Here is a 12,640-nt window from a genome sequence, read left to right as displayed (position 1 = left end):
ACAATGAGTACGATTTTAATTGCGATCATCGCGTTAGCGGTTCTTGCTGCGATTTTCGGCGCGATACTTGGTTTTGCTTCTATTCGCTTCAAAGTCGAGGCAGACCCAATTGTGGATCAAATCGACGCAATCTTACCTCAAACTCAATGCGGTCAATGTGGCTACCCTGGTTGCCGCCCTTATGCTGAAGCGATTGCAAATGGCGACCACATCAACAAATGTCCGCCAGGCGGTCAGGCAACAATCGAAAAGCTCGCCGACTTAATGGGTGTTGAGCCAGAAGAATCTGCGCACGATCTCGACAGCAAAATTCCAACCGTTGCGTTTATCCATGAAGATATGTGCATTGGCTGTACTAAGTGTATTCAAGCGTGTCCAGTGGATGCAATTGTAGGCGGTACAAAAGCGGTTCATACCGTAATTAAAGACGAATGTACGGGGTGTGATTTATGTGTTGCACCATGTCCAACTGATTGTATTGAAATGATTCCTGTGGCAACCACCACGGAAAGCTGGAAGTGGCAACTTAACTCCATTCCAGTACTCAACATTACGGATGCTGCCGACGATGCAGCGAACGTGAAAGATTCAATTAAGTAAGGTTTCGCATGTTGTCTTTGATTGAACAAATTCGTACAGGCTCGCTTTGGGATTTCCCTGGTGGTGTGCATCCGGCAGAAAACAAAAAGCAGTCCAACAAAACTGAGCTCGTTCACGCGGCTATCCCATCAGAAATTGTATTACCGCTAAAACAGCACATTGGTAAGGCTGGTAACTTATTGGTTGCCGAAGGTGACCACGTATTAAAAGGTCAGCCATTAACGCAATCCGAAACTGGTTTTACCGTTCCAGTGCATGCTCCTACATCGGGTACGATCACCGCAATTGAGCCCAGAACCGTTGCTCACCCTTCAGGTCTGAGTGAACTCTGTGCGGTCATTACCCCTGATGGTAACGATACATGGTGTGACAGAAAACCCGTCGCGGATTACAAACAAGAAACACCTGACGCACTGATCGATATTATTCGTCTCGCAGGCATTTCAGGTATGGGTGGCGCAGGTTTCCCTACCGCAAAAAAAATCCAATCAGGTTTTGCTCGCACAGAGATTCTTATCGTCAACGCAGCTGAGTGTGAGCCATACATCACATCAGATGACAAGCTCATGCAAGAGCATGCCGAAGAGCTCATCCAAGGTATCGAGATTGTCGAACATATCCTGACACCAAAGCTCACGATTATTGGTATTGAAGATAACAAACCAGAGGCAATTAAAGCGTTAGAAGCTGCGGCTCTAAACAAAGATATCGTCATTCGCGTTATCCCGACTAAATACCCTTCTGGTGGTGAAAAACAGCTGATCAAAATTTTGACCAATAAAGAAGTACCAAGCGGCGCAATTCCAGCCGATATTGGTATTTTGGTTCAAAATGTCGGTTCTCTTTACTCAATCAAACGCGCAATCATCGATGGTGAACCGATGATAAAACGCGTGGTGACTCTCACCGGTAAAACATTCAAACAACCACGCAATGTTTGGGCATTATTAGGTACACCAGTACAGGCGTTATTGGATGAGTTTGGCTATAAAGCCGATAAGAAGTTACAACGTTTAATCATGGGTGGACCAATGATGGGCTTCACCCTTCCCCACTCTCAAGTGCCGATTACCAAGACAGCAAACTGTATCCTTGCCCCGACTCGTCGTGAGATCTCTCCACACCAACATGAGATGGAATGTATTCGCTGTAGCCAATGTGCTGAAGCTTGCCCTGCTTCACTGCTACCTCAGCAACTGCAATGGCATGCAAAAGCTGAAGAGTATGACAAACTCGAAGAACTAAACTTAAAGGATTGTATCGAGTGCGGTGCTTGTGCGTTTGTGTGTCCAAGTGAAATTCCTCTCGTACAGTACTACCGCCAAGCAAAAGCGGAAATTCGCACCAGAACACAAGAAGCGGAAGCTGCTGAGCGAGCGAAGCTGCGTTTTGAAGAGAAGAAAGCGCGTATGGAGCGCGAAAAAGCAGAACGTGAAAATCGCTTTAAGAAAGCAGCCGATCAGCGCCGTAAAGACATGAAATCTTCTGGTGGTGATGATGCGATTGCAGCAGCGATCGCACGAGTGAAAGCTCAGAAGACAGAAACAACAGAAAAAGCAGAGCCAGCCGTTAAACCTGCCGTCGCTGCAGCCATTGCCAAAGCGAAGGCAAAACAGGCCGCAGCCGCTAAAGCAGGCTCTAGTGAACCTGATAACTCAGAAATGGCAAAACTGCGCGAAGAACGCAAACGTCTAGCCCGCGAACGTAAAGCACAAAAAGAGCAAGGCGAAACGCCAGACAACAACGCTGATGATAAGAAATCGGCAGTTGCAGCAGCCATCGCCCGAGCTAAAGCGAAAAAAGCTCAACAAGAAGAATCAACCGAAACGATAGAAGCTCAAGCATCTGCTGAGAAAACCGACGATCCGAAGAAAGCCGCGGTTGCTGCTGCGATTGCACGTGCCAAAGCGCGTAAAGCGAAGCAAGCAGACTCAACTGAAGCGGAAGAAGCTGAAGCACCTGCTGAGCAAACCGACGATCCGAAGAAAGCCGCGGTTGCTGCTGCCATTGCACGTGCCAAAGCACGTAAAGCGAAACAAGCAGACTCAACTGAAGCGGAAGAAGCTGAAGCACCTGCCGAGCAAACCGACGATCCGAAAAAAGCCGCGGTTGCTGCTGCCATTGCGCGAGCCAAAGCGCGTAAAGCTAAGCAAGAAGAACCAGCTGAAACGGTAGAAGCTGAAGCGCCTGCTGAGCAAGCTGAAGATCCGAAAAAAGCCGCGGTTGCGGCTGCCATTGCGCGAGCCAAAGCGCGTAAAGCTAAGCAACAAGAACCAGCCGAAACGGTAGAAGCTGAAACGCCTGATGAACAAACTGAAGATCCGAAGAAAGCCGCGGTTGCTGCTGCCATTGCGCGTGCCAAAGCGCGTAAAGCTAAGCAAGAAGAACCAGCCGAAACGGTAGAAGCTGAAACGCCTACTGAACAAACTGAAGATCCGAAAAAAGCGGCTGTCGCTGCTGCTATTGCGCGCGCGAAGGCTCGCAAAGCGCAGCAAGAAGCTAATAAAAATAATACTGAGGAGAACGAGTAGTGTCGTTTTTTATTGCCAGTTCACCGCATACCCACAGCCGTCGTAGTACACCTGACTTAATGAAATGGGTGGCACTTTGTGCTCTCCCAGGTTTAGCGGCTCAGACCTACTTCTTTGGGTGGGGAACGCTTATTCAGCTGATTTTTGCCATCGCAGTCGCTGTATCACTTGAAGCCTTAGTTATGGTCTTCCGTAAACGTTCGCCGATGCGAGCACTACGTGATAACAGTGCGATCGTTACCGCTTGGTTATTAGCCGTGGCTATCCCACCATGGTCTCCGTGGTGGATTATGGTGATCGGACTTATTTTCGCGATCGTAATCGCTAAACACCTATATGGTGGCCTTGGTCAAAACTTATTCAATCCTGCCATGGTCGCTTATGTGGTCTTGTTGATCTCATTCCCAGTGCAAATGACGAGTTGGAGTGCCCCGACGTCACTCATACCTGATCACGTAAATTTTGCAGATACACTCTCTTTAATTTTTACGGGCTATGATTACGACGGCTTATCGCTTCAGCAAGTTCGAACGGGGGTTGACGGTGTGACAATGGCGACGCCACTTGATGCATTTAAGACCGGTATTCATACAGGTGCAACCCCAAGCGAAGTACTGTCGCAGCCAATATTCGATGGATTAGCTGGCATTGGTTGGCAATGGGTAAATCTTGCCTACTTACTTGGTGGTTTAGTGATGATCAAAAAACGCATCATCCAATGGTATATCCCCATAGGTTTCCTAGCGAGCCTGACGCTATTTAGCCTCGTGTTCAGCTTGCTGACCCCAGGGGAAACTGCGTCGCCAATCTTCCACTTGTTATCAGGTGCAACCATGCTTGGCGCATTCTTTATTGCAACCGATCCCGTGTCCGCGTCTACCACCGTTAAAGGACGTTTGATCTTTGGCGCGCTTATTGGTGCTTTGGTCTTTATCATTCGCAGTTGGGGTGGCTTCCCTGATGGTGTTGCATTCGCAGTGTTACTTGCAAATATGTGTGTGCCACTGATCGATTACTACACCAAACCTAGAACTTACGGTCACTGAGGTAAACATGTTAACCGCTATTAGAAAAAATGGTCTGACACTTGCGATCTTTGCCTGTGCAACAACCGGATTAGTCGCCTTTACTCAGTACCTAACAAAAGACCAAATCAAGATACAAGAACAACAACAATTGCTTTCTGTTTTGAATCAAGTCATTCCAGAAAACATGCATGACAACGCACTCACGCAAGCCTGCACTATGGTCACGTCACCAGAACTGGGGACATTACGTGCGATGCCAGCCTACCTCGCCACGAAGAATGGTGAACCGACAGCAATCGCAATAGAATCCATCGCGCCAGATGGCTACAATGGTGAGATAAAAGTTATTACTGGGATTGACAATCAGGGCAATATTTTGGGGACACGCGTCTTAAGCCATCAAGAAACCCCTGGCCTGGGCGATAAAATTGATCTTCGTGTCACCGACTGGATCCTGAGCTTTACGGGCAAACAAGTCACGGAAAGTAACTGGAACTCATGGAAAGTTCGTAAAGATGGTGGTGATTTCGATCAATTTACTGGTGCAACGATCACACCTAGAGCCGTCGTAAAAGTGGTGCGAAATACCGTTAACTACGTAAACCAATCTCGTGAAGACATTCTTAGCCAGCCTTTGGGCTGTGAAGGAGAGCAGTAATGAATGAGAATAAATTGCTGATGAAAAACGGTATGTGGAGTAATAACCCTGCTCTCGTACAGCTGCTGGGTCTGTGTCCACTACTAGCGGTTTCTTCCACAATAACCAATGCCTTAGGTCTTGGTATTGCAACCTTATTAGTGCTGCTCGGCTCCAACGTCACGGTTTCTCTTATTCGTAATTACGTACCAAAAGAGATCCGCATTCCTGTATTCGTGATGATTATTGCCTCACTTGTTACCTGCGTTCAGTTATTGATGAATGCCTATGCGTATGGTTTATACCTGTCTCTTGGTATCTTTATTCCTCTGATTGTAACGAACTGCATCATTATTGGTCGAGCTGAAGCATACGCTTCAAAAAATGATGTTGCGCCTGCAGCATTAGACGGTTTATGGATGGGTCTTGGTATGACAAGCGTTTTGGTCGTGCTAGGTGCCATGCGTGAGTTAATTGGTAATGGCACGCTATTCGACGGGGCAGATCTGCTATTAGGAGACTGGGCATCCGCTCTCCGCATTCAAGTTTTCCAATTTGACAACAGCTTTCTGCTAGCGCTTCTTCCACCCGGTGCATTTATCGGTGTTGGTCTGTTGATAGCGCTTAAAAATGTCATCGATAATTCAGTCCAGGCACGTCAACCAAAAGAAGAAAAACCAACCATAGAACGTGCTCGCGTCACCAACGCATAACAAAATAAGGCTCTGTCATAGGAGCCTTTTTCATAAACCGCAGAGACGGTATTGGAAGTCAGCAATGAACAAAATAAAAAGAATCGAAATTCTTGAGCGATTACGAGAAAACAATCCGAATCCTCAAACTGAGCTTAACTGGAGCTCCCCTTTTGAGCTGCTAATCGCGGTATTATTATCAGCGCAAGCAACCGATGTAAGTGTCAATAAAGCCACCGACAAACTTTTCCCTGTCGCTAATACACCGCAAAGTATTCTCGATTTGGGAGTTGATGGCTTAAAAGAATACATAAAGACCATCGGTTTGTTTAACTCAAAGGCAGAAAACACTATCAAGACTTGTAAGATCTTGTTGGAAAAACACAATGGTGAAGTTCCTGAAGATCGTGCAGCGTTAGAAGCGCTACCAGGCGTAGGTCGCAAGACCGCAAACGTCGTGCTCAACACCGCTTTTGGTTGGCCAACCATTGCCGTCGATACGCACATTTATCGCGTGTCGAATCGTACTAAGTTTGCAATGGGCAAAACGGTTGATGATGTCGAGCAAAAGCTATTAAAAGTTGTGCCAAAAGAGTTCAAACTCGATGTGCACCACTGGCTCATTCTTCATGGCCGCTACACGTGCTTGGCGAGAAAGCCTCGCTGCGGTACCTGCATTATTGAAGATTTGTGCGAATATAAAGAGAAAGTATATCCAGATAGCTAACGCTATTTGAAAATCAAAGCTAGGAGCAAAAAATGTCAAATGGTCGAATTCTCCACACTATGCTTCGCGTAGGTGATCTAGACAAATCCATCAAGTTTTACACTGAAGTTATGGGCATGCAGTTGCTTCGTACGAACGAGAATAAAGAGTACGAATACACACTGGCGTTTCTTGGCTACGGTGACGAATCCCAAGGTGCTGTGATCGAGCTAACTTACAACTGGGGTAAAACTGAATATGACCTAGGTACTGCTTTTGGTCATATCGCCATTGGTGTTGATGATATCTACACAACTTGCGACGCTATCAAAGCGGCGGGCGGTAATGTGACGCGTGAACCAGGTCCAGTAAAAGGCGGAAGCACGCACATTGCATTCGTAAAAGACCCAGATGGTTATATTATTGAGCTTATCCAAAACAAGCAAGCTTCAGCAGGTCTTGAAGGCTAAGCGGCACTTCTAATAATCACTTGTACTGCAAGTTGAACATCGATTACAGGCAGGTCTGCGATCTGCCTGTTCTTTTATAAACAAAACACTTTACTTGATAATAATTATCGTTTAGATTTGTTCGCAACTTCGATATGCGGGATTACGATAATGATCAGTGAATGGGAAAAACACACACTTCTAGCCGATACGGCACTTCAACTAGATGACCCTGTTCGCAGCATTCTTCATTACCAGCAAGCCCTAAGCCTGAGTGAAGATATTAGCGAATGTGTGGAAATTGAAGCAGACGAGCGATTATTAATTTCTGTGATTTCTTGTCATAACTTAGCTCAGTTCTGGCGTTGGGCCGGAGACACTGACTATGAACTCAAATACCTTCAGCTGGCTTCAGAGAAAGTCTTAACACTCATCCCACAATGCCCAAATAAAGAATGTGCAAGCTTTATCGACTCAATAGGATGTTGCACTAAAGCATTAATAGACTTCATGAAACGTCACCCTAATCCGGCTATTGCCAAACAGGTTGAAAAAATCGATACCGCAACAAATTGCGAAGTCATTGCCAAATTCCGCTTAAACTAACATTCAAATTATACAGCCGGAATCACCGAAAGGTACTTAGCAAAATCCCATTAAAATATTATTAACAACGTCAGTAAATTAAAAACGCCGAAGCTTTCAGCTTCGGCGTTTTTATATTCGTTACACTTGGGTTCGCCCGAGTGATATTACGACTCGGCGGTTTTTGTCTTTTCCTATTGGCGAGCCATTATCTGCAATAGGACGACGCTTGCCGTACCCTTGCACTTGAATTCGATCTTCCGGTAGCCCTAGAGACTGAAAATAATCACGAAGTGACTCTGCACGTCGCTCAGATAAACTTTGGCTCGCACTTTTGCCATCGGTTGAATCGGTGTACGTCGCCACCAGCACGAGATCGATATCTTGATTATGTCGGATATAATCTGCAATTTGTGATAAACGCTTTTTGGAAGCCTTGGTTAACTGATCACCTTGTCTTTCGTAGTGCAAAATCGTAAAGGCAATGTCTTCAAAACTGTATTTCAATAAATTGGAAATACAGTCGCTAAACGCGTTGTACTTATTTTGAAACAGCACGGATGACAATGCGACTTCAATTCTCTGATCTCGGCTCTGCCAATCCTGATAACTAAAGGTCGGATAACGCCCTTTTTCCAGCTCAGACAAAATGCCCCATGCTGTTTGCCCTCCGACATAACCATCAAACTGTTTAAAAAACTTTAGGTTTGTAATTCGATCGGCGTGTTCACCTGGTCGCCAAGGTGGCGGCATGGAGATGAGACTGACGTTACGTGTTTCTCCCATCGGACGACGCATTTTTAACTCAAAGTCTAAATTGATTTTTTTATTCGCACGAGATGAAAATACCGCATCTCCAAAACTTGGAATAGGGTGAACAAGTTGGCATTCTAACGGTGTGTTGACCACCATTTCCCATTGAGATTGCTGTGGAGTGGCAACATAACGTTTGCCCATCACAGCAAAACTGCTTGTGCTAAACAACGAAAATACAACGCCACTAGTAATCAGCCATTTCTTCATCTAAGTACTGTCTCTTAAACGGCAGTCTGTTGCCGTCAATTTGAATCAATAAAACCACTTCACCTGGCATGCAAAAACCTCGCCAACGTACGAAACATCCTGATATTACGATTAACGTTAATCATGGTAACTCAATCACCCGAAATGCGATCGAGCGTATTGATGAGATGCAAAATAGAATTCCGTTTTTCTCCTAAATTGCGGTTTTTCTCGTCGGTATAATCTGCAATAATGCAGCCTTCGTCACACAAAAATAAGCCGACATGACAATAGAAAATGAAGCTCTGACCTTGAAAAAACGCTTTCGTGGTTATTTCCCTGTGGTAGTAGACGTTGAGACCGCAGGTTTCAATGCCCAAACTGATGCACTTTTAGAAATTTGCGCCGTTACGTTAAAAATGGACGAAGATGGCGTGTTGCATCCGGCCTCCACCATTCATTTTCATGTTGAGCCATTTGAGGGCGCTAACTTAGAAAAAGAAGCGCTAGAATTCAATGGTATTCGTGACCCATATAACCCTCTTCGTGGTGCAGTTTCTGAGCAAGAAGCGTTAAAAGAGATTTATAAACTTATTCGCAAAGAACAAAAAGCCGCAGATTGCTCGCGCGCAATTATGGTTGCCCATAACGCAGCATTCGACTTAGGTTTTGTAAATGCAGCCAATGAGCGCTGTAAACTAAAAAGAGTCCCTTTTCATCCCTTTGCTACTTTTGACACGGCAACATTGAGTGGCCTTGCTTATGGTCAAACGGTTCTCGCGAAAGCATGCAAAACGGCCGGGATGGAATTCGATAATCGTGAAGCACACTCAGCGCTTTACGATACACAAAAAACAGCAGAATTATTCTGCGGCATTGTCAACAAATGGAAGGCCCTCGGCGGTTGGCCGCTTGTTGACGAAGAATAATAAGTAAACACAACATATTAGGAAAAGTATGAATCCTGTCGTTATATCAGTGTGCGTCATGCTCGTGTTAGCATTGATGCGCGTAAACGTGGTGGTTGCCCTCACGTTTAGTGCCATCGTTGGTGGCCTTGTCGCAGGCATGAGCCTTGGAGACACAGTTGCCGCGTTCGAAAGTGGTTTAGGGGGCGGTGCGACTATCGCTCTGAGCTACGCGATGTTAGGCACTTTCGCCGTTGCTATCTCTAAATCTGGCATCACGGATCTACTGGCAAAAAGTGTTATCAAGCGCTTAAACGGTAAAGAAAACTCGGCGTCAACTACCGGGTTAAAGTACGCGGTGTTAGTCGCGCTCGTTCTTGTCACTATGTCATCTCAGAACGTAATTCCGGTCCATATCGCCTTTATTCCAATTTTGATTCCACCTCTTTTGGGCGTATTTGCGAAACTTAAGCTCGATCGACGTTTGGTCGCGTGTGTTCTTACCTTTGGTTTGATCACACCTTACATGATCTTACCTGTTGGTTTCGGCGGTATTTTCTTAAATAACATTCTATTAAAGAACCTACATGACAACGGTTTGGAAAACGTGGTTGCAAGCCAAGTTCCAACTGCAATGTTACTGCCAGGTGCTGGTATGTTGTTTGGTCTATTGCTGGCAATCTTTGTTAGCTACCGTAAACCACGCATCTACGAAGAAACGGAGTTGACTGTCGTTCACGAGACAGATCATGCTATCAATAAAAAGCACATCTTGGTGGCCGCTCTTGGTATTGTCGCCGCATTGGGTGTTCAACTTTACACTGGCTCAATGATTATTGGTGCTCTAGCTGGCTTTATGGTGTTTACTTTTGGCGGTGTGATAGCTTGGAAAGAAACGCACGATGTCTTCACAAAAGGCGTGCATATGATGGCTATGATTGGTTTCATCATGATCGCTGCCGCAGGTTTTGCTGCGGTAATGAAGCAAACAGGTGGCGTTGAGACATTAGTACAGTCTCTCTCTACCAGCATTGGTGATAATAAGCCGCTTGCTGCGCTATTAATGCTAATTGTTGGTCTGTTGGTAACAATGGGTATCGGTTCATCATTTTCAACCATTCCAATCTTGGCGACAATCTACGTTCCACTCGCGTTGGCATTTGGTTTTTCGCCAATGGCAACAATCGCGCTAGTTGGTACTGCTGCCGCTTTGGGTGATGCTGGTTCTCCAGCGTCCGACTCGACATTAGGCCCTACATCTGGTCTAAATGCCGACGGTCAGCATGAGCACATTTGGGAAACGGTTTTTCCAACCTTTATCCACTACAACATTCCACTGATCATCTTTGGTTGGATTGCTGCAATGGTGCTTTAGTACCTTTGTTTGATGGATATACTTAGTTACGAAAAAGCCGCTCATTGAGCGGCTTTTTGTTATTTGAAATCGCGATTATTGCGCTGGCATATTGTCAATAATACGTTCACGTATCAGTTTCAAGGTAGGCTCTGTTGACAGATAATCCACGGCAATCGGGAAATAAGCGTCGTTAATTTGAAGAACCAAGCTAGGGTAAGAATCCACGCCTAGGCTCTTTGCAAGACTCAGTTGATCTTGGAACACACCTTCTAAGAAAGAGCCGTCCATATCGTTCTTGAACTGCTGAACATTCAAACCAATTTCTTTAGCTAGCTGCAAGTGAGTTGCTTCTTCATGGGGAGGCATCGCACGTAAGTAATACGCATGTTGAATCGCTTCTAGCATCTGCTCATAAGAATCTTGAAAGCCCGCTGCGATAACTGCGCGACAAGATTGGTAAGTGCTTCTTACTGGCGTACAAAGCTTCCAGAAATCGTAGTTAAACTTGGTGCCCAACTGACGCTCAATCTGCTTCCAAATACCTTCGAGTTTTTGTTGCATCTCTGGTGGCATCGGCAAACTAGTATCTGGCGCAAGACCACCCACCACATACTCAAACTGAATAACGCCTGGCAGTTGCTGTTTCAATTTATCAAGCGTCGGTTTGTAACCCCAACACCAACTGCACATTGGGTCATGCACGTAGTAAAGCTTTATGTTCATTCCACTAACCTAAAAAGAAAAAGGAGCCAGTACGGCTCCTTCGTATTCTATCGCTAAATGTGAGTATTTACGAATTACTCAGCTTGATCTTCAGCGCGCGCTGCAGCTTCTTTGATTAGAGGCTGAAGTTCACCTTTTTGGAACATTTCTAGAATGATATCGCAACCGCCGATAAGCTCGCCTTCAACCCATAGTTGAGGGAATGTTGGCCATTGTGCGTACTTTGGTAGCTCAGCACGGATATCTGGGTTTTGCAGAATGTCTACGTAAGCGAACTTCTCACCACATGCCATTAGAGCCTGTGACGCTTGAGAAGAGAAACCACAGCTTGGCAGTTTCGGTGATCCTTTCATGTACAGCAGGATTGAGTTTTCAGAGATCTGCTGTTTGATTTTGTCGATAGTTTCCATCGCTTCCTCATTCATGGGTTTGAACTTTGTTTATTTGCCACATTCTACTCAATAACGACAGAATAAAAACCATATAATTAATAAGGCTTAAATTCAGGTTGCTTGATGGCGAACAATTCAGCACTTCACAGCCGCTAACCCCTTAAAATATTTTCATATCGGGGTTTTAATAAAGTAAAAACTTGCTAAAATACTTAGCAAGTCAGCCTTAAAGGCTACATAGCTATAAAAACACTGGAAGCAATCGAAAGGTCATCCTTTCAAATCAATGGAGAATCGAGTAATGGCATTTGAACTACCAGCTCTTCCTTACGCGAAAGACGCACTAGAACCACACATCTCAGCAGAGACTCTAGACTACCACCACGGTAAGCACCACAACACTTACGTTGTTAAGCTAAATGGTCTTATCCCTGGCACTGAGTTCGAAGGCAAAACTCTAGAAGAGATCATCAAGACTTCTACTGGTGGCGTATTCAACAACGCAGCGCAAATCTGGAACCACACGTTCTACTGGCACTGTCTTGCTCCAAACGCAGGCGGCGAGCCAACTGGCGCAGTTGCTGACGCAATCAACGCAGCATTCGGTTCTTTCGAAGAATTCAAAGCGAAGTTTACTGATTCAGCAATCAACAACTTCGGTTCTTCATGGACTTGGCTTGTTAAGAAAGCTGACGGCTCTCTAGAGATCGTTAACACTTCTAACGCTGCTACTCCTCTAACAGAAGAAGGCACAACACCACTTCTAACTGTTGACCTATGGGAACACGCATACTACATCGATTACCGCAACGTGCGTCCTGATTACATGAACGGCTTCTGGGCACTTGTAAACTGGGACTTTGTAGCTGAGAACCTAGCGAAGTAATTTTACTTCCCCCCTAAGTTCAATTTAGTCTTATTTTAAAAGCTCGCTGAACCAGCGAGCTTTTTATTTTTCGCTTAAAAACTCCAATTTAATCTCTTCTTTTTCCTAAAGTTCTTCTCAGACACGCCGTTAAAATGGCATCGA

At 45.3% G+C, this 12,640-nt stretch carries 14 protein-coding genes; 11 read left to right on the top strand and 3 right to left on the bottom strand.

Annotated features, from left to right (window positions below; all coding sequences use genetic code 11):
- The first annotated feature begins 3 nt into the window (after positions 1-3).
- The 8 genes from rsxB to D8S93_RS02735 all read left to right on the top strand — a co-directional run bounded on the left by rsxB (position 4) and on the right by D8S93_RS02735 (position 7,249).
- The gene (gene rsxB, locus D8S93_RS02770) at positions 4-600 is read left to right on the top strand and encodes an electron transport complex subunit RsxB (protein WP_005396655.1); all 597 of its coding nucleotides are present in this window, start codon (positions 4-6) and stop codon (positions 598-600) included.
- Positions 601-608: 8 nt separating this feature from the next.
- Positions 609-3,131 (top strand): electron transport complex subunit RsxC, encoded by a 2,523-nt coding sequence (gene rsxC / locus D8S93_RS02765; protein ID WP_152811866.1) that lies wholly within the window; start codon positions 609-611, stop codon positions 3,129-3,131.
- Complete coding sequence (gene rsxD, locus D8S93_RS02760; RefSeq protein ID WP_319802950.1) at positions 3,131-4,177, top strand: electron transport complex subunit RsxD; 1,047 nt, start codon at positions 3,131-3,133, stop codon at positions 4,175-4,177. The genes rsxC and rsxD overlap by 1 nt, the downstream gene beginning before the upstream one ends.
- Positions 4,178-4,184: 7 nt before the next feature.
- Positions 4,185-4,817 (top strand): electron transport complex subunit RsxG, encoded by a 633-nt coding sequence (gene rsxG, locus D8S93_RS02755; protein ID WP_006743364.1) that lies wholly within the window; start codon positions 4,185-4,187, stop codon positions 4,815-4,817.
- On the top strand, positions 4,817-5,509 hold the full coding sequence (locus D8S93_RS02750) for an electron transport complex subunit E (RefSeq protein WP_152811864.1): 693 nt from the start codon (positions 4,817-4,819) through the stop codon (positions 5,507-5,509). Before rsxG ends, D8S93_RS02750 begins: the two co-directional genes overlap by 1 nt.
- Before the next feature lie 64 nt (positions 5,510-5,573).
- Positions 5,574-6,215: an endonuclease III gene (gene nth, locus D8S93_RS02745; protein ID WP_152811862.1), complete on the top strand. Its 642-nt coding sequence runs from the start codon at positions 5,574-5,576 to the stop codon at positions 6,213-6,215.
- A 32-nt stretch (positions 6,216-6,247) separates the two neighbouring features.
- Positions 6,248-6,664 (top strand): lactoylglutathione lyase, encoded by a 417-nt coding sequence (gene gloA / locus D8S93_RS02740; RefSeq protein WP_152811860.1) that lies wholly within the window; start codon positions 6,248-6,250, stop codon positions 6,662-6,664.
- A gap of 150 nt (positions 6,665-6,814) precedes the next feature.
- The gene (locus D8S93_RS02735) at positions 6,815-7,249 is read left to right on the top strand and encodes a DUF2753 domain-containing protein (protein ID WP_005384886.1); all 435 of its coding nucleotides are present in this window, start codon (positions 6,815-6,817) and stop codon (positions 7,247-7,249) included.
- A gap of 120 nt (positions 7,250-7,369) precedes the next feature.
- Here D8S93_RS02735 and motY read toward each other — a convergent pair whose 3' ends face one another.
- On the bottom strand, positions 7,370-8,251 hold the full coding sequence (gene motY / locus D8S93_RS02730) for a flagellar protein MotY (RefSeq protein WP_012841571.1): 882 nt from the start codon (positions 8,249-8,251) through the stop codon (positions 7,370-7,372).
- Positions 8,252-8,514: 263 nt separating this feature from the next.
- On the opposite strand from motY, the gene rnt reads away from it, so the two are divergent.
- On the top strand, positions 8,515-9,159 hold the full coding sequence (gene rnt, locus D8S93_RS02720) for a ribonuclease T (protein WP_104974971.1): 645 nt from the start codon (positions 8,515-8,517) through the stop codon (positions 9,157-9,159).
- A 28-nt stretch (positions 9,160-9,187) separates the two neighbouring features.
- A complete protein-coding gene (locus tag D8S93_RS02715) occupies positions 9,188-10,513 on the top strand; it encodes a Na+/H+ antiporter family protein (protein WP_152811858.1) in 1,326 nt (441 codons plus the stop codon).
- 75 nt (positions 10,514-10,588) lie between these two features.
- On the opposite strand, the gene D8S93_RS02710 is transcribed toward D8S93_RS02715, so the two are convergent.
- Positions 10,589-11,218 (bottom strand): DsbA family protein, encoded by a 630-nt coding sequence (locus D8S93_RS02710; protein ID WP_005396534.1) that lies wholly within the window; start codon positions 11,216-11,218, stop codon positions 10,589-10,591.
- Between the two features lie 74 nt (positions 11,219-11,292).
- Positions 11,293-11,628: a Grx4 family monothiol glutaredoxin gene (locus tag D8S93_RS02705; protein ID WP_017635833.1), complete on the bottom strand. Its 336-nt coding sequence runs from the start codon at positions 11,626-11,628 to the stop codon at positions 11,293-11,295.
- Positions 11,629-11,911: 283 nt separating this feature from the next.
- Between D8S93_RS02705 and sodB the strand changes: the two genes are divergently transcribed.
- Complete coding sequence (gene sodB / locus D8S93_RS02700; RefSeq protein ID WP_005396533.1) at positions 11,912-12,496, top strand: superoxide dismutase [Fe]; 585 nt, start codon at positions 11,912-11,914, stop codon at positions 12,494-12,496.
- Positions 12,497-12,640 lie beyond the last annotated feature (144 nt).

The organism is Vibrio sp. VGrn 2, from assembly GCF_009361695.1.
Taxonomy (GTDB): domain Bacteria; phylum Pseudomonadota; class Gammaproteobacteria; order Enterobacterales; family Vibrionaceae; genus Vibrio; species Vibrio diabolicus.
The sequence above is the reverse complement of the archived record's forward strand: the minus strand, read 5'-3'. Positions and strand labels throughout refer to the sequence as shown.